Raw genomic sequence first — 17733 nt, forward strand, 5'->3', positions numbered from 1 at the left:
TCAGGGCATTAACTGGCTATACTTGATAGTCTTTGTCATTCCCTGATGACTTTTAAAAAGAGGATGTTATGCGTTTACTTCACACCATGTTACGCGTTGGCGATCTGCAGCGTTCAATCGATTTCTATACCCGTGTGCTGGGCATGCGCGTACTGCGTCAGAGCGAAAACACCGAATACAAATACACCCTGGCATTTGTTGGCTACACCGAAGAGAGCGAAGGCGCGGTGATCGAGCTGACTTACAACTGGGGCGTGGATAAATACGATCTGGGTAATGCCTATGGGCATATCGCGCTGGGCGTGGACAACGTGGCTGAGACCTGTGAGCGTATCCGCAGTATCGGTGGCAACGTGACGCGTGAAGCCGGTCCGGTAAAAGGTGGCAGCACCATCATCGCCTTTGTCGAAGATCCCGATGGCTACAAAATCGAGCTGATCGAAAACAAACACGCTGGTCACGGCCTCGGTCACTGATGCCGTTAGTCAGTCTGCTAATTTGCAGGCTGACTCCCCTCTCCTGCTGCACCCTCCTGTAATTTTTGCCATAATGCGCGCTGCCCCATTTCTAGCTATGAGATCCTGATGTCTGAATCGAACGCCTTAAACGCTCTTCATCAACGCTTCCGTGGTTTTTATCCTGTGGTTATTGACGTCGAAACCGCCGGCTTTAATGCGCAAACCGATGCACTGCTGGAAATTGCCGCCACCACGCTCAAGATGGATGAGGACGGTTGGTTACACCGTGATGAAACCCTGCACTTTCACGTTGAGCCGTTCGAAGGCGCGATCCTCAATCCTGCAGCGCTGGCGTTTACCGGCATCGATCCCACCAACCCTTTACGGGGTGCGGTGAGCGAATATGAAGCCCTGCATGCCATTTTCAAGATGGTGCGCAAAGGCACCAAAGACCATGGCTGTAATCGCGCGATCATTGTGGCGCACAATGCCACCTTCGATTTGAACTTCGTGATGGCTGCGGCTGAACGCGCCAGCCTGAAACGTAATCCGTTCCACCCGTTTGCCACTTTTGATACTGCGGCGTTAAGTGGTTTGGTATTAGGTCAAACCGTGCTGGCCAAGGCCTGTAAAGCGGCGGGGATGGAATTCGACAGCACGCAGGCGCACTCGGCGCTGTACGATACCGAACAAACGGCAACCCTGTTCTGTGAACTGGTGAATCGCTGGAAACGTCTTGGCGGCTGGCCACTGGCTTTCAGTGAAGAACAGGCGGAAGACGACGCTTCCGCCTGACACACACGCAAAGAAAAGGCCGACATTTGTCGGCCTTCGCAATTATTCCGCTTCTTTATACTTCTCAGCGGTTTCTTTCACCAGCGGCTGCAGTTCACCACGCTGGAACATCTCCACGATGATGTCGCAACCGCCGACCAACTCACCATCAACCCACAACTGCGGGAAGGTTGGCCAGTTAGCGAATTTCGGCATTTCAGCGCGGATATCCGGGTTCTGCAAAATGTCCACGTACGCGAAGCGCTCGCCACAGGCAGAGAGCGCCTGTACCGCCTGCGCAGAGAAACCGCAGCTTGGCAGTTTAGGTGAACCTTTCATGTATAACAGAATCGGGTTTTCTGCGATCTGGCGCTGAATTTTTTCAACAGTACTCATTATTGCCTTCCTTAATCCTTCACTTCGTGTTTGTTTATTGTAGCGACTTCAGCCCCGCACTGAAAACGGGATTTTGCGTTCGCGTTCTGCAGATCGCCATGTTTGTTAAGTCCAGGCAGTAAAGATAACATTTTCATATCATGTATAAGCATGAATCAATTAATAATTAGCAATAATTTCGCTGCGTTAACCAGCTGAAATCGCTTAATTTACCGACACAATCGGCCGGGTAACAGATTAATAGAAAAAGGCCTTACCTTTTGGAAAAAAAGTGGATTAGAATTGCTTCGGCGCTGATCGTTGATCAGATTTCTCTTACTTAGCCGCAGCCTGTTTTTACCCCAGACTGCTAAAACTGTAACCGGACTATGCGTTTACTGATTACGCTTTTCATACTGGCCTTTGCGCAACTGTTCTTTAACGTGGCTTCTGCTTCCCAGCATGCCCCGGTAAATGCCAGTTTGCATAACGCCGAGAAAAAAGGTGCGCGCGAAGATGAGCGCCGCAAGCGACGTCCGGTTAAAACAACGGCTAAGAAGTCTCGCCTGACGACAACGGTGCAGAAACTAAAGCTGAAAAAGCAGACCAAAACCGAAACCGCGTTACACAAAACCAGCCGCAAAAAATCCCTGCTTAAATCTCCGGTGAAAAAGTACGGCCATCAACGCCTGACAAAAAAATCAACTGAGCTGGATGATGAAGCCCAGGAACTCACCGGCATCAAAATGAGCAAATCTCACCGTCAGCGCTACCAAAAGGCGCGTGAAACGGCGATGACAAAATTAATGGGGCAGCTGGGTAAACCTTATCAATGGGGCGGCACTTCCCCTCATACCGGTTTCGATTGCAGTGGTTTGGTCTGGTATGCCTATAAAGATCTGGTGAAATACAAATTCCCTCGCACGGCAAATGAGATGTATCACTTGCATGATGCCTCACCGATTAAGCGCGAGATGCTGGAGAAAGGCGACTTAGTGTTCTTCCGCATCACCAACCGTGGCACCGCCGATCATGTGGGTGTTTATCTCGGTAATGGAAAATTTATACAGTCACCGCGCACCGGGAAAGACATCCAGATTAGCGCGTTGGGTGAAGATTATTGGCAAAAACACTATGTCGGCGCACGCCGTATGATGACGCCACGCACCATTCGCTAGCTGTTGCGCAACACGCAAATAAAAAGCCGGACGCTGAAATCAGCTCCGGCTTTTTTATTTAATGTGCTTTCTATTAATGAAGAATGGCGGTAAAGCTAAACGCAATAATCATTAACAGTGCGCCAACCGTGGTCATTAGTGCCAGTTTCAGATCGGTACTCATCACAACTCCTTAGTCACACATTTATTGTGGTTAAAACAATTTTCGCACAGCGGTGGGCAAAAATCTCGTGTTATCCGCGCCAGCTTGCTAGAATCGCCGCCTTTCGTTGCGCAACTGCTTTTGTACGCACCGTATTTACACCCTGCTGAAGTGATTTTCCCTGCCAGAACAGGCAGATTTGCCCCCCTTTTAGGGCGTAAAACCCTTCGCAGACGCAAACGTTTAACAATATACTTATCAGTAAGTTGCGATAAGCCGGGGAGTACCTTTTTCATGGCAACAATTAAAGATGTGGCAAAACGCGCAGGTGTCTCTACCACCACGGTTTCGCATGTCATCAACAAGACGCGCTTTGTCGCAGAAGAGACGCGTAACGCCGTATGGGAAGCGATTAAAGAATTGCACTATTCACCGAGCGCCGTCGCGCGCAGTTTAAAGGTGAATCACACCAAAACGTTGGGCCTGTTGGCCACCTCCAGTGAAGCGCCCTATTTCGCCGAAATTATCGAAGCGGTTGAAAACCACTGCTTTGAACGCGGCTACACATTGATTTTAGGCAACGCGCACAACGATCTGCAAAAACAGCGCGCTTACCTGTCGATGATGGCGCAAAAACGCGTCGATGGTCTGTTAGTGATGTGTTCTGAGTATCCTGACGACCTGCTGCAGATGCTGGAAGAGAACCGTAATATTCCAATGGTCGTGATGGATTGGGGCGCTTCACGTGGCGACTTCACCGATACCGTGCAGGATAACGCCTTCCAGGGCGGTTATCTGGCCGGACGCTACCTTATCGAGCGTGGCCACCGTGATATCGGTGCCATTCCCGGTCAGATGGAACGCAACACCGGCGGCGGCCGTCATACGGGCTTCCTGCAGGCGATGAACGAAGCCGGGATTACCTTACGACCGGAGTGGGTGGTTCAGGGCGACTTTGAGCCGGAATCGGGATATCAGGCAATGCAGCAAATCCTCACCCAAAAGCAACGCCCCACTGCTGTGTTCTGTGGTGGTGATATTATGGCGATGGGCGCGATCTGTGCCGCCGATGAAATGGGTTTGCGCGTGCCACAGGATATTTCCGTGATTGGCTACGATAACGTGCGCAACGCCCGTTACTTCACACCGGCGCTCACCACCGTTCATCAACCGAAAGCGGAGTTGGGCAAAAAGGCCCTCGAAATGTTGCTGGATCGTATTACCAGTAAACGTGAAGAGCCGCAAACCATCGAAGTCCAGCCCACACTAATTGAACGTCGCTCCGTGGCGGATGGTCCATTCCGCGATTACCGCCGTTAATGCTGATTTTCGCTGAGCCATTCGTGGTTCAGCGTTTCAGCATCGCCAAGATAGGCCAGTAACCATTCCAGCGCCGGTGACGCGCGCTGCTCAGACCAACTGACGCAGCAAGGACTGTCCGGGAACGGCTGCGGCAGCATCAACTCCACCAGCAATCCCTCATCCAATAACGGTCTTGCCAGGTGCCCAGGCACCATGCCCACGCACAGTCCCGCCTGCAGACAATCCATCCCCGTCACCCACTCCGGCACCACCAGTCGTCTCTGATTATCGAGAGTCCAGGTCATTCGTCGCGGCAGCGCGCGCGAGGTATCTTCCAGCACCAGAGATGGCCAGCCGCGTAGGACTTCTTCATTGAGTTCGCTGCCAGAGGCCAATGGATGATCGGGACTGACCACGCAACGCCAGTTCAGGGCGCCCATATCCTGAAACGCGAAACGGCCGCCGACGGGAATCGCCTGGGTGGCGCCAATCGCGACATCAACGCGGCCGTCCGCCAGTGCATCCCAAACACCGTTGAACACTTCGTAGCTGATAATCAGCTCCATATCCGGGAAATGGCGGTAAAAATCTTTCACCAACTGCCGGGTTCGCTGCGGTTTGACAATACAATCCACGGCAATACTGAGCTGACCGCGCCAGCCATTAGCCAGCTGCTGACACTGCCGGCGAGTTGCCAGCATTTTTTGATAACAGATCGTCCTTCACGCACAAAATGCTCGCCAGCGGGGGTGAGAACCACCTCGCGATGTTGGCGCTCAAACAGCGGCACAGCCAACCAGGTTTCTAACTGGCGCACCGTATAGCTGACCGCAGAAGGCACGCGATGCAGTTCCTGCGCCGCAGCGCTAAAACTGCCATTGCGCGCCACCGCATCCACCACTTCTAACGCATATTCAGACCACATAATTCTGCCTTCAAATTTTTTCACAGCACTGCGCAAATATTAGCGTTTCACAAAGAATGACGCACTCTTTTACACTCCCCGGCGTTCAATCTGCCAATGAGAATCACTATGTTGTCGTCAAAAGGATTTATGCCCTACCTGGCCGTGCTGAGTATGCTCGGTTTTCTTGCCACGGATATGTATCTGCCCGCCTTTGGCGATATGCAGCGCGATTTTGCCAGCGCGCCCGGCACCATCAGCGCCAGCCTGAGCCTTTTTCTGGGTGGATTTGCCTGTGCGCAGGTGTTTTGGGGCCCGCTGTCGGACCGCTTCGGCCGTAAACCGATTTTGCTGGCAGGTTTGACCATATTCGCCCTGGGTTGCATTGGCATGGTGTGGGTGACCGACGTCAACATGATGCTGGCACTGCGGTTTGTGCAAGCGGTAGGCGTGTGTGCTGCGGCAGTAAGCTGGCAGGCATTGGTGGTTGATCGCTATCCGAAAGCACAGGCCAACAAAGTTTTCGCGACAATCATGCCGCTGGTAGCACTGTCCCCCGCGCTGGCACCGCTCTTGGGCGCGTGGCTGATGGGACATTTCCACTGGCGCAGTATCTTTATCGCATTGACGATCATCACTGTGGTGCTGTTGATTGGCACGCTGCAACTTGCCGCACCTAAAAAACTCACGCCGTGAGCGGCTCTCAACCCAGTTGGTTAAATTTGCTCACCACACGCGTCTACACCGGCAACGTAGTGATCTACTCCGCCTGTTCTGCCAGTTTCTTTGCCTGGTTAACCGGTTCGCCCTTTATCCTGGCTTCTGCGGGTTTAACCCCCGCCGATATTGGCCTGAGCTATATCCCGCAGACCATTGCTTTTTTGATTGGCGGATTTGGCTGCCGTGCGCTGCTGAATCGTTATCAGGGAACACAATTGCTGCCGTGGCTGCTGGTGTTGTATAGCATCAGCATTTTAAGTTTGTTCGTGGTGGCAATGCTGCCTGCCCCTGCATTGGTGACACTGCTGCTGCCATTCTGCGGCATGGCGCTGGCCAATGGCGCCATTTACCCGATTGTCGTTTCCAGCGCATTAGCCCCTTTCCCGCACGCCACCGGCAGAGCCGCAGGCTTACAAAACCTGCTGCAATTGGGCCTGTGCTTTATCGCCAGCCTGCTGGTGTCGGCCGGATTACAACAGGCGCTGTATCACACCACACTGGTGATGGTCGCCACGGTAGTGCTTGCATGGGCCGGCTTCGCCTGGCAACGCAGCTTAAACGCACAAAGTGATATTGCTCACACCTCCCGTCCCTGCGAAGATAATCACTGATGCAACGATTATCGTTAGCAAACTAACGATAACTCGTTGAATATTGACCCACGTGAGCATATACTCGGTGGGTCAGCATTTCTGCAACAAATCAATAACATAATTGCATTATTTTTAAGCGACTCTGTCGCTGGGATGGCGTCTGCACGATCTTCCTCTCCTGATTGGTGCCAGACAATTCTATTCAGATTCATACCTCTGTTTAACGTCGGATATCTGGCGCACGGATTTTCCGTGAGTTCTCTCACAGGCCTAAGGAAATTGACTATTATTTCCACAGGTTCAAATCGGAAAGGTGATGGAGAAGCTATGAGTTCATCGTGTATAGAAGAAGTGAGCCTTGAAGAAAACCACTGGTTTCGCATCGTCAACGAATTGCTGGAACGCGCTGATGTTGCAGTCAATGGCACACGCCCCTGGGATATTCAGGTCAAGCATCCTGATTTTTTCAAACGTATTTTGCAGGAAGGATCGTTAGGTCTGGGTGAAAGTTATATGGATGGCTGGTGGGAATGCGAACAATTGGATGTCTTTTTCCATCGCGTTCTGCAACAACATCTGGATAAACAACTCCCTCGTCATTTTAAAGATACATTGCGTATTGCGGCCGCGCGTTTAACCAATTTACAGTCGAAGAAAAGAGCCTGGATTGTGGGCAAAGAACATTACGATCTCGGTAATGACCTTTTTTCACTGATGCTCGATCCCTTCATGCAATACTCCTGCGGCTACTGGAAAGATGTGGATACTCTGGAGCAAGCACAGTTCGCAAAACTGGACATGATTTGCCGTAAGTTGCAGCTAGAGCCTGGGATGACGCTGCTCGATATCGGCTGCGGCTGGGGCGGTCTGGCCGAGTTTGCCGCGCGTCATTACGGTGTGAAAGTGCACGGCGTCACCATTTCGGCTGAGCAACAAAAAATGGCACAGCAGCGCTGCGAAGGGCTGGACGTCACCATTCTGCTGCAGGATTACCGTGATTTGAATTTGCAGTTCGACCGGATTGTCTCTGTCGGCATGTTTGAGCACGTGGGGCCGAAAAACTATGCCACTTATTTTGACGTTGCCGATCGCAACCTCAAACCAGACGGCATATTTTTACTGCATACCATCGGCGCTATCACCACCGATATGAACGTCGATCCGTGGATCGATAAATACATCTTCCCTAACGGATGTTTACCCTCTGTGCGCCAGATTGCGGATGCCAGCGAGAAGCATTTTATTATGGAAGACTGGCATAACTTCGGTGCCGATTATGACACCACGTTAATGGCCTGGCATGCGCGGTTTCTGATGACCTGGCCACAGTTATCAGAGAAATACGGCGAGCGCTTTAAACGGATGTTTGGCTACTATCTCAACGCCTGTGCTGGCGCGTTTCGCGCGCGAGATATTCAGTTGTGGCAGGTGGTGTTTAGTCGCGGCAAAGAGGGTGGATTGCGCGTCGCGCGTTAATCAGCTCATGATGAGATAAGGCGCCGCCGGCGCCTTATTTTTTGCGGGCTACTCGGCGCTGTCGGCCGATGCTAATGCAATGGCCGCAGCGTCACGTTGGGCCAGCACGCGCTCAACGGTTTCGACAATCGCCTGCGTATGGGGATCGATCTCAATATTCACTTTGTGCCCCAACTTTTTCGCACCTAGCGTGGTACGTTCCAGCGTTTCTGGAATCAGATGCACACAGAATTTGCTTTTGGTCACATCACCTACCGTCAGGCTGATACCGTCAATGCCGACAAAGCCTTTATGCAGGATATATTTGATTTGCGATGCATCCTGTAATTTAAACCACACTTCACGGTTATTTTCAGACTGGATGATTTTGCAGATTTCTGCGGTCGTCATAATATGGCCGGACATTAAGTGACCGCCAATTTCATCGCTGAACTTCGCCGCGCGCTCGATATTCACCACATCGCCCACCGCTAATTCCCCGAGATTGGTAATGCGCAGGGTTTCCTTGATGAGGTCAAAGCTGACACGATCGCCCTCAATCGCCGTCACCGTCAGGCAGCAGCCGTTGTGCGCCACCGATGCGCCCAATGCCAGGCCCGGTAACAACTCTTCCGGTAAACGTACGATATGGGTTCGAAACAGCTTTTTTTCTTCTACGGCGATAATTTCGGCCGTGCCTTGCACAATTCCAGTAAACATACTTTCAGCCTCTGCGAAGTTTGCCCCAGTTTATCACAGCTTGAGCTGCGCGGTTTAATTTGGCGGAGTTCAAACTTTACACAAATGGCTTAACAAAATGCGAACAAAGTTTGGTGGAATGCAGCGCTCCCGCTACACTATGCCGCGCATTCTTTGGGGATATCACCCCGATCTCTTCTTAATTCAAGCAGGTGTTACGTGCAGAAGTATTTAACAGAAGCGCGTCAATTGCTGGCCCTCGCGATCCCGGTCATCCTTGCTCAGGTGGCCCAAACAGCGATGGGGTTTGTGGATACCATTATGGCCGGTGCGGTGAGCGCCACGGATATGGCCGCCGTTGCTGTCGGCACCTCTATCTGGCTTCCCGCCATTCTGTTTGGTCATGGTCTTCTGCTGGCATTGACGCCAACCGTTGCGCAATTCAACGGTTCAGGGCGACGCGATCGTATTGCAGAACAAGTGCGCCAGGGTTACTGGCTGGCACTGGCGGTGGCATTGCTGATAATGGTGGTGCTGTGGAATGCAGGCTATCTCATCCATGCGATGCACGATATTGATCCGCAACTGGCAGCCAAGGCTGAAGGTTACCTGCACGCCTTATTGTGGGGTGCACCCGGTTATCTTTTCTTCCAGGTGGCGCGTAACCAGTGTGAGGGTTTGTCGAAAACCAAGCCGGCGATGCTGCTGGGCTTCCTGGGATTGCTGGTTAACATCCCGCTGAACTACGTGTTCATTTATGGTCATTTTGGCATGCCAGCGCTTGGCGGCGTGGGATGTGGTGTCGCCACGGCCTCCGTTTATTGGGTTATGTTTATCGTGATGCGTTTCTGGGTAAAGCGCATGGCCAGCATGCGCGATATTCGGATGAACACTCGCTGGTCTCCCCCTTCGCGCGCCATCCTTTCGCGTCTGTTCAATCTTGGGTTACCCGTGGCGCTTGCGCTGTTTTTTGAAGTGACCCTGTTTGCGGTGGTGGCACTGCTGGTTTCACCACTGGGTATCGTCAAAGTGGCTGGCCACCAGATCGCGCTTAACTTTAGTTCACTGATGTTCGTCCTCCCACTGTCCCTCGGCGTGGCCACCACCATTCGTGTGGGCTACCGTCTCGGACAGGGCTCCACCGAACAGGCTCGCATCGCGGCCTGGACTGGACAAGGCGTGGGTATCAGCATGGCTGCCGTTACTGCGATTTTCACCGTGACGTTCCGTGAAGACATTGCAGCGCTTTACACCACCAATCCGGAAGTCATCACGTTGGCGGCACAGCTCATGCTCCTTGCGGCTATTTACCAGTTCTCAGATTCGATTCAGGTGATTGGCAGCGGTATCCTGCGCGGCTACAAAGATACTCGCTCGATCTTCTTTATTACCCTTATTGCTTACTGGGTATTGGGATTGCCGGTCGGCTATATATTGGCGCTGACGGATTGGGTCGTCCCGCAACTGGGCCCGGCAGGCTTCTGGTGTGGATTCATCGTAGGATTGACATCCGCAGCGGTGATGATGATTTGGCGCATTCGTCGATTACAGCGTTCGCCACCGCAGGTGATCCTGGCGCGCGCCGCCCGCTAAGTGGCTGAACGGGCCGATATTTGCCCGTTCAATGGCGAAAATAACAGCGGGTCGCGCAGATGCTGGTCAGTCGTCAGGGAAAATCATTTTTTCCCTTGCCAGCATCGCGGCCTACCGTTAATATTCGTCCCCGCTGTCGCCCTGACAGCATGTTGCGCTCTTAGCTCAGTTGGTTAGAGCACCACCTTGACATGGTGGGGGTCGATGGTTCGAGTCCATTAGAGCGCACCAAGTGCGTCCGTAGCTCAGTTGGTTAGAGCACCACCTTGACATGGTGGGGGGCGGTGGTTCGAGTCCACTCGGACGCACCAAATTTCTGAATGCGCTCTTAGCTCAGTTGGTTAGAGCACCACCTTGACATGGTGGGGGTCGATGGTTCGAGTCCATTAGAGCGCACCACTCTTTGTTTTCTCTCCTTTTGCGCAACACCCCTTTCCTTGATCTGTATCGTTTTCTCTTTCCGCTTTTATATTGGTTTTCGCATACTTAGCGTCTATACTATGCCGCGTTGTCCACCTGAAAGGTTTCAGCGCTAACGTGCCTATGCAAACAACTCAAATGATTTGCGCAACACTGCCCAACCAGTTCCCTCGCGTACTGCATAACTTCTCTGCACGCTTAGCCACTGTCACCTATTCTTACCTCTGTACGATCCAAACCAACACCATACATATTTTCACTTCGCTGCCAAACGCCGCGAATCCCAACCTTAATCATCCATCACAACTTACAGAAAAGCTGACATGAAAAAGACCAAGATTGTTTGTACCATCGGTCCGAAAACCGAATCTGAAGAGATGCTGACTCAACTGCTGGAAGCGGGAATGAACGTCATGCGCCTGAACTTCTCTCACGGTGATTATGCCGAGCATGGTCAGCGCATCACCAATATGCGTGCCGTCACGGAAAAAACCGGTCGTCAGGCTGCGATTTTGCTGGACACCAAAGGTCCTGAAATCCGCACCATGAAGCTGGAAGGCGGTAACGATGTTTCGCTGAAAGCGGGCCAAACCTTCACCTTTACCACCGATCAGTCGGTGATTGGCAACACCGAGCGCGTTGCGGTGACCTATGCCGGCTTCACCGAAGATCTGAAAATCGGTAATACCGTACTGGTTGATGATGGCCTGATCGGTATGCAAGTAACCGAAGTCACCGAAAACACCGTGGTGTGCAAGGTGCTGAACAACGGCGATCTGGGTGAGAACAAAGGTGTAAACCTGCCAGGTGTTTCCATTCAGCTGCCTGCTTTGGCTGAAAAAGATAAACGTGACCTTATCTTCGGTTGTGAGCAAGGCGTTGATTTCGTCGCCGCTTCGTTTATCCGCAAACGTTCAGACGTTCTGGAAATTCGCGAGCATCTGAAAGCCCACGGCGGTGAGAACATTCAGATCATCTCTAAAATCGAAAACCAGGAAGGCCTGAACAACTTCGACGAGATTCTTGAAGCGTCTGACGGCATCATGGTTGCGCGTGGCGATCTGGGTGTTGAGATCCCGGTAGAAGAAGTGATCTTCGCGCAGAAAATGATGATCAAAAAGTGTAATAAAGCACGCAAAGTGGTTATCACCGCGACGCAGATGCTGGATTCAATGATCAAAAACCCGCGCCCTACCCGTGCAGAAGCAGGCGATGTGGCGAACGCCATTCTCGACGGTACTGACGCAGTGATGCTGTCTGGTGAGAGTGCGAAGGGTAAATATCCGCTGGAATCGGTTACCATCATGGCAACCATCTGTGAGCGTACTGACCGTGTGATGAAATCACGCATTGGTGAGCTGCAGGATTCACGTAAACTGCGCATCACCGAAGCCGTGTGCCGCGGCGCGGTCGAAACCGCCGAGAAGCTGGAAGCACCGGTGATTGTCGTGGCTACCGAAGGCGGCAAGTCAGCGAAAGCAATCCGCAAATATTTCCCGGATGCCACCATTTTGGCGCTGACCACCAATCACACCACCGCGCGCCAGCTGATTCTGAGCAAAGGCATTGAAACGCGTGTGTTGAATGAAATCGCTTCAACCGACGATTTCTACCGCATTGGTAAAGAAATGGCGCTGGAAAGTGGCTACGCGCAGAAAGGCGATGTGGTCGTGATGGTGTCAGGTGCACTGGTTCCAAGTGGCACGACCAACACTGCTTCAGTCCACGTACTCTGATTTTTGGTTGAAGTTTTATTTAAAAGCGCCTTTTTTAGGCGCTTTTTTTATTCTTGCTGTAATACAAAAACCAGAATTTTCCAATCGATAATAACTATTCAATATCCCGCATGATTAAGGTTAGTCCGATTAAATCTCTCTGTTTTAGCTAAATATTTTCATCTTCTTCTGCGAAACGCTGTTTCTTTGAGCGAACGATCAAATTTAAGCATGTTCTCATCAAAAATTTATTCTCAACTCAAAAAGCTTTGTGTAATACTTGTAACGCTACATGGAGATTAACTCAATTCTAGAGGGTATTAATAATGAATCGTACTAAACTGGTACTGGGCGCGGTAATTCTGGGTTCAACTCTGCTGGCTGGTTGCTCAAGCAACGCTAAAATTGATCAGCTGTCTTCAGACGTTCAGACTCTGAACGCTAAAGTTGACCAGCTGAGCAACGACGTGAACGCAATCCGTTCTGACGTTCAGGCTGCTAAAGATGACGCAGCTCGCGCTAACCAGCGTCTGGACAACCAGGCTCACTCTTACCGTAAGTAAGAGTTCTGGTTTGAAAAATGGTGCCCATGTGGCACCATTTTTTTTGTCCTGATTTTGGCCTTCCTAACTAAGGGGTCGTGCCATTCTCGCCCAGCGCCTGACTGATGGTCGCTTTTCCTTCCTCTGCCCCATTCTGCTGCGTTTGCAGCACCGCAGGCAGTGTTGTGTCCTGTGACACCGGTTCGCCGCTGCTAACCAGCACTGGCATCCCTGAACGACGCGCGATCGCCTCTTTAATCAATGCCGTATCACTTTTCTGACTGTTGGTGAAGGTTTTCATCTTCGCCGTCAGGGTAATCGGCATGGTTTGGGGATCATCTTTATCGTTGCGTGAAAGCGGCTGATGCACTTCAACGTAGCGTTTACCATCCGGCTCTACAGCATACTTAATCGGCTCGTTGACGATTTGCACCCGCGTCCCCTTTGGTACGCTGTTGAACAGCGCCTCAATATCATCAGGACGAAGACGGATACAACCCGAGCTGACGCGCATACCAATGCCAAAGTCAGCGTTAGTGCCGTGAATCAGATACTGGCCGGTGCCACGTGCCAGACGCATAGCGAACAGCCCCATCGGGTTATCCGGGCCAGCAGGCACCACACCAGGCAAAGTAATGCCTTCTTTCGCGTAGCGTTTGCGGATATTGACGGTAGGCGTCCAGGTGGGATTAGGAATCTTTTGGCTGATGCTGGTGACCATGCTTGGCGTGGCTGCTCCTAACTGGCCGATACCAATCGGATACACCACCACACGATTCTCTCCTTTCGGATAGTAGTAGAGGCGCAGTTCCGCAAGGTTGATGACGATGCCTTCACGCGGGGCATCGGGTAACAGCATCTGTAAAGGCACCGTTAACTGCGTACCGGCTTTGGGCAGCCAGGGATCAACGCCGGGATTGGCTTCTAACATGCCGAGCATACCAATCTTGTAGTGCGATGCGATGTTCTCTAAGGGCCGTTTGTCATCAGGGACAGTGGTTAGGGTGTTCTCGCCAATTAATCGGCTGTTATCGGCTGGTAGGGGATATTCCGTAGCAAATGCAGGTGCAGAAAGCCCGAAGCAGGACAACAGCAATGCACCGGCTAAACGTAACGCTGGTTTCATGCAATTTTCTCTTTGTCGGATGGAACAGACCCCGGTCATGCCGGGGTCTGAAGAGTGTAACTTAGCTGAGGCTTTGAGCGTTATGACGAATGGCGCGAATCATCGCTTCCAACCCCTGCGAACGCGTCGGGGTGAGATGTTGGGTCAGCGCTAATTCGCCGAACCAATGACGGACATCAAGTGCAAGAATATCTGGTGCTTTCAGTCCCTGATAGAGGCTAAACACCACCGCAATCAAGCCCTTAACGATGGCTGCGTCACTGTCACCTTCAAAGGCGATGGTACCATCTGTTTGCGGGGTCATGCGGATCCACACCTGGCTCTGACAGCCTGAAATCACATGCTCTGGCTGCTGCAAGCTTTCAGAGGATTCTGGTAATTTCGCACCAAGCTCAATGATGTAAAGATACTTCTCTTCCCAGTTCGCGCAACGGTTAAAGTTGCGCACCAGTCTCTCTTTATCTGGCAAATTCGCCATGGATAACTCCTGAAATCTGCTCAACCGCCCAGCAGACGATGAATACGTGTCAAACCTGCTGCCAGGCGATCGGCTTCTTCTTCACTGTTGTACAGTGCAAATGAGGCACGACACATCGCGGGCACCGCATAGTGGCGCATCAGTGGCATAGCGCAATGATGTCCGGTGCGGATCGCAATGCCGTATTGATCGAGGAAACTCCCGACGTCAAATGCGTGATGCTTACCGAGGTTAAACGCCACCACGCCACTGCGTTGCGCTGGACCGTAAATCACCAGATCCGGCACCGAAGCAAGCTTGTCTAATGCATAACGCATCAGCGACGTCTCACGCTCGTTAATCACATCTAATCCCAGTTCGTTGATCCAGGTCAGTGCAGCGCCTAAGCCGATAATACCACCGGTATTCGGTGTACCCGCTTCAAAACGCCATGGGGCACTGTTCCAGGTCGTGCCGGTTGGCAACATCACCTGATCGATCATCGAACCGCCGCCTTCCCACGGTGGCATGATGTCCTGCAGGGCTTTACGCGCGTACAGTATGCCAATGCCGGTCGGACCATAGATCTTATGACCGGAGAAAACATAGAAATCGCAGTCGATATCATGCACATCCACCGTGTGATGCATTACCGCCTGAGCACCGTCCACCAGCGTGATAACGCCAGCGGCTTTCGCCTGCGCCACGATTTCTTTAACCGGGTTCACCGTACCGAGCACGTTAGAGACGTGCGTCACCGCCAGCAGGCGCGTGCGGCTGTCAATCAGCCCACTCAGCTGCTCTAACGCTAATTCGCCCTGATCGTTGAGAGGCAGAACACGAATTTCAGCGCCGGTGCGTTGCGCCACCATCTGCCACGGCACGATGTTAGCGTGATGCTCCATCTCCGTGATGATGATGTTATCGCCCGATTGCAGCTGACTGCCGCCCCAGCTGTTGGCCACCAGGTTGATGCCTTCAGTGGTGCCTTTAACGAAGATAATCTCTTCTGGCGACGCCGCATTGAGAAAACGCGACGCTTGCGTGCGCACGTTTTCCATGTCGGTAGTGGCTTGCGCACTCAGCGAGTGAATACCACGGTGCACGGCCGCATAGCCGTGCTGGTAAAAAAAACTTTCCGCATTGATGACCGCGAGCGGGCGCTGAGCGCTGGCCGCGCTATCAAGGTAGGCCAGCGGATGTCCGTTGACCTCACGTTTCAGAATCGGAAATTCCGCTCTGATTCGTTCGAGATCGAAAGTCATAACTCAACTCCAGGGAAACGCGCACTAATGCGTTCCAGCACCAGTTGGCGCAGCGGTTCTTCTTCCAGCATCTCGGTCAATTCAGCCGCGAACGCATGGATAATCATCTGCTGTGCGGCATCTTCCGCGATACCACGCGAGCGCAGATAGAACATCTGCTCATCGTCGATACGGCCAATGGTCGCGCCATGGCTACACTTCACGTCATCCGCATAGATTTCCAGCTGCGGTTTGGTGTCCACTTCCGCCAGACGACCGAGCAACAGGTTGTTGTTGGTCATCTGTCCGTCAGTTTTCAGCGCATGCTTCGCCACTTTAATGTGACCGTTGAAAATCGAACGGCCTTTGTCGCGCGAGATGGTTTTGTGCAGCTGACGACTCAGGCAGTAGCCTTTGTTGTGCTCAAGATAGCTGCGGGTATCGGCCACTTCTGCGTTGATCGGCAGCACCAGGCTGTTCAGTGACAGCTGGGTGTTTTCACCGTTGAGCTGCACGCTGGTGTTGTGTCGAGACAAGCCGGCACCGAGCAGGAAGCTGGTGCTGGTAACCTGCGCATCACGGCCGATCACGATGTCATTGTGCGCAAAGTGGTAGCTGCTGCTCTCTTCAAACGCCAGCTTGATGTGTTTCAGCTGGGCATTATCGGCCACCGCAAAGGTAAAGCGTGCACCGGTGAAGTGGGCAGCACCGTTCAGCGTCACATAATGCTCAATCACTTCCGCTTCAGCGCTCTGCTCAAGCTCAAGGTGATGGCGATGATGAACGGTATTCAGCGCATCAGCCTTGCCGCTGGTGATGTGCAGTAAATACAGCGGACGTGCCGCAGACTTACCGCGCGCCAGGCGAATAGAGGTCACCTCTTCCGCCAGGCTTTCGGTCAGATGCAGGAACACTTCTGGCTGCACTGCAGCCGGCAACGGACGACGTTCAGCCGCACGGCTGTGTTGCACGTCGAACAGTTCGGTGTCGCGCGCGCTCAGCTCTGGCTGGAAGCGGCCATCAACAAACACCAAACGAATCGCATCCACCGGTAGCGCCAGCTCAGCAACCTGCTCCGCCGTCACGGTTTGCGCTTCTGGCAGCACAAACTGATTGGCAAACAGGCCATCCAGCGCAGTGTACTTCCAGTTCTCATGCTTACGGGTCGGCAAGCCGACACGCATCAGTTGCTGCCAGTGCTGCTGCGCCTGCAGAGAACGCACGTCACCACGTGATTCAAACAGGTGATGCCACTGTTGCAGGGCGTTATCACTCTTCGTCGGTAAGCCAGCCATAGCCTTGCTCCTCCAGCTGTTTAACCAGCGAGAAATCGCCAGACTTAACGATTTTGCCCTGATACAGCACGTGCACGTGATCTGGCTTGATGTAATCCAGGATACGCTGATAGTGGGTCACGATAATGAATGAACGCTTACCGTCGCGCAGGCTGTTAACGCCCTCTGCTACGATTTTTAACGCATCGATATCCAAACCGGAATCGGTTTCATCCAGGATACACAGTTCTGGCTCAAGAGCTGCCATCTGCAGAATGTCGTTACGCTTCTTCTCACCACCGGAGAAGCCGACGTTCACTGAGCGGGTCAGCAAATCTTCAGGCATTTTCAGCAGTTTAATTTTGTCTTCGATGAAGTCCTGGAAGTCAAAACGGTCCAGCTCGTCCTGCTCACGGTATTTGCGCACCGCATTCACCGAGGTCTGCAGGAAGAATTGGTTACTCACGCCAGGAATTTCAACCGGGTACTGGAATGCCATGAAGATGCCTTCACCTGCACGTTCTTCCGGCTCAAGCTCCAGCAAATCCTTGCCTTTAAATTCAACCGTGCCGCCGGTGACTTCGTAATCTTCACGACCCGCCAACGTTGCAGACAGGGTACTTTTACCCGAACCGTTCGGTCCCATAATGGCGTGGACTTCGCCCGGCTTCACTTCAAGGTTCAGACCGCGCAAAATCTCTTTGTCTTCAACGCTAACCTTTAAATCTTTAATGCTTAACATACTCTTTCCTTCACATTGCT

General features: G+C 52.4%; 16 protein-coding genes, 3 tRNA genes and 2 pseudogenes. 12 read left to right on the forward strand and 9 right to left on the reverse strand.

The window, feature by feature from the left end:
• Positions 1–68 precede the first annotated feature (68 nt).
• A complete protein-coding gene (gene gloA, locus HA45_RS18890) occupies positions 69–476 on the forward strand; it encodes a lactoylglutathione lyase (protein WP_100699908.1) in 408 nt (135 codons plus the stop codon).
• Between the two features lie 108 nt (positions 477–584).
• A complete protein-coding gene (gene rnt / locus HA45_RS18895; protein ID WP_100699907.1) occupies positions 585–1253 on the forward strand; it encodes a ribonuclease T in 669 nt (222 codons plus the stop codon).
• A 42-nt stretch (positions 1254–1295) separates the two neighbouring features.
• Here the strand turns inward: rnt and HA45_RS18900 are convergent, their stop codons facing one another.
• Positions 1296–1631 (reverse strand): Grx4 family monothiol glutaredoxin, encoded by a 336-nt coding sequence (locus HA45_RS18900; protein ID WP_197079559.1) that lies wholly within the window; start codon positions 1629–1631, stop codon positions 1296–1298.
• 365 nt (positions 1632–1996) lie between these two features.
• On the opposite strand from HA45_RS18900, the gene HA45_RS18905 reads away from it, so the two are divergent.
• On the forward strand, positions 1997–2785 hold the full coding sequence (locus tag HA45_RS18905; RefSeq protein ID WP_100699906.1) for a C40 family peptidase: 789 nt from the start codon (positions 1997–1999) through the stop codon (positions 2783–2785).
• Positions 2786–2858: 73 nt separating this feature from the next.
• Here HA45_RS18905 and cydH read toward each other — a convergent pair whose 3' ends face one another.
• Entirely contained in the window at positions 2859–2948 is a 90-nt protein-coding gene (gene cydH / locus HA45_RS18910) for a cytochrome bd-I oxidase subunit CydH (RefSeq protein ID WP_097119278.1), read from the reverse strand.
• Positions 2949–3221: 273 nt separating this feature from the next.
• Here cydH and purR point away from each other — a divergent pair, with 273 nt between their 5' ends.
• A complete protein-coding gene (purR, locus tag HA45_RS18915) occupies positions 3222–4247 on the forward strand; it encodes an HTH-type transcriptional repressor PurR (protein WP_100699905.1) in 1026 nt (341 codons plus the stop codon).
• Here purR and punR read toward each other — a convergent pair.
• Positions 4244–5154, reverse strand: a pseudogene (punR, locus tag HA45_RS18920) (DNA-binding transcriptional activator PunR). The gene purR and the pseudogene punR overlap by 4 nt on opposite strands.
• 108 nt (positions 5155–5262) lie before the next feature.
• Between punR and punC the strand changes: the two are divergent.
• Positions 5263–6464: pseudogene (gene punC, locus HA45_RS18925) on the forward strand (purine nucleoside transporter PunC).
• 309 nt (positions 6465–6773) lie between these two features.
• Positions 6774–7922 carry a cyclopropane fatty acyl phospholipid synthase gene (gene cfa, locus HA45_RS18930; RefSeq protein WP_100699902.1) on the forward strand — a complete coding sequence of 383 codons (1149 nt, stop codon included), beginning with the start codon at positions 6774–6776 and terminating at the stop codon, positions 7920–7922.
• 48 nt (positions 7923–7970) lie between these two features.
• Here cfa and HA45_RS18935 read toward each other — a convergent pair whose 3' ends face one another.
• Entirely contained in the window at positions 7971–8621 is a 651-nt protein-coding gene (locus HA45_RS18935; protein ID WP_100699901.1) for a riboflavin synthase subunit alpha, read from the reverse strand.
• Between the two features lie 198 nt (positions 8622–8819).
• Here HA45_RS18935 and HA45_RS18940 point away from each other — a divergent pair, with 198 nt between their 5' ends.
• The 6 genes from HA45_RS18940 (at position 8820) to HA45_RS18965 (ending at position 12891) form a co-directional block, all read left to right on the forward strand.
• Positions 8820–10193 (forward strand): MATE family efflux transporter, encoded by a 1374-nt coding sequence (locus HA45_RS18940; protein WP_100699900.1) that lies wholly within the window; start codon positions 8820–8822, stop codon positions 10191–10193.
• A gap of 154 nt (positions 10194–10347) precedes the next feature.
• A tRNA-Val gene (locus tag HA45_RS18945) sits at positions 10348–10424 on the forward strand.
• A 3-nt stretch (positions 10425–10427) separates the two neighbouring features.
• Positions 10428–10504: transfer RNA gene (locus HA45_RS18950), tRNA-Val, on the forward strand.
• A gap of 11 nt (positions 10505–10515) precedes the next feature.
• Positions 10516–10592, forward strand: a tRNA-Val gene (locus tag HA45_RS18955).
• A gap of 344 nt (positions 10593–10936) precedes the next feature.
• Positions 10937–12349 carry a pyruvate kinase PykF gene (gene pykF, locus HA45_RS18960; protein WP_100699899.1) on the forward strand — a complete coding sequence of 471 codons (1413 nt, stop codon included), beginning with the start codon at positions 10937–10939 and terminating at the stop codon, positions 12347–12349.
• A 305-nt stretch (positions 12350–12654) separates the two neighbouring features.
• Positions 12655–12891, forward strand: a complete 237-nt coding sequence (locus HA45_RS18965; RefSeq protein WP_007374746.1) for a major outer membrane lipoprotein — start codon at positions 12655–12657, stop codon at positions 12889–12891.
• A 67-nt stretch (positions 12892–12958) separates the two neighbouring features.
• On the opposite strand, the gene HA45_RS18970 is transcribed toward HA45_RS18965, so the two are convergent.
• From HA45_RS18970 to sufC, 5 genes are all read right to left on the reverse strand, one after another.
• Positions 12959–13996, reverse strand: coding sequence for a L,D-transpeptidase family protein (locus tag HA45_RS18970; RefSeq protein ID WP_100699898.1), 1038 nt, complete (start codon positions 13994–13996; stop codon positions 12959–12961).
• A 61-nt stretch (positions 13997–14057) separates the two neighbouring features.
• The gene (gene sufE / locus HA45_RS18975) at positions 14058–14474 is read right to left on the reverse strand and encodes a cysteine desulfuration protein SufE (RefSeq protein ID WP_100699897.1); all 417 of its coding nucleotides are present in this window, start codon (positions 14472–14474) and stop codon (positions 14058–14060) included.
• Positions 14475–14494: 20 nt separating this feature from the next.
• Positions 14495–15718 (reverse strand): cysteine desulfurase SufS, encoded by a 1224-nt coding sequence (gene sufS, locus HA45_RS18980; RefSeq protein ID WP_100699896.1) that lies wholly within the window; start codon positions 15716–15718, stop codon positions 14495–14497.
• Complete coding sequence (gene sufD, locus HA45_RS18985) at positions 15715–16992, reverse strand: Fe-S cluster assembly protein SufD (RefSeq protein ID WP_100699895.1); 1278 nt, start codon at positions 16990–16992, stop codon at positions 15715–15717. The genes sufS and sufD overlap by 4 nt, the downstream gene beginning before the upstream one ends.
• Positions 16967–17713 carry a Fe-S cluster assembly ATPase SufC gene (sufC, locus tag HA45_RS18990; RefSeq protein WP_100699894.1) on the reverse strand — a complete coding sequence of 249 codons (747 nt, stop codon included), beginning with the start codon at positions 17711–17713 and terminating at the stop codon, positions 16967–16969. The genes sufD and sufC overlap by 26 nt, the downstream gene beginning before the upstream one ends.
• Positions 17714–17733: the final 20 nt, after the last annotated feature.

It is taken from the genome of Pantoea rodasii, assembly GCF_002095465.1.
GTDB classification, from domain to species: Bacteria; Pseudomonadota; Gammaproteobacteria; order Enterobacterales; family Enterobacteriaceae; genus Pantoea; species Pantoea rodasii.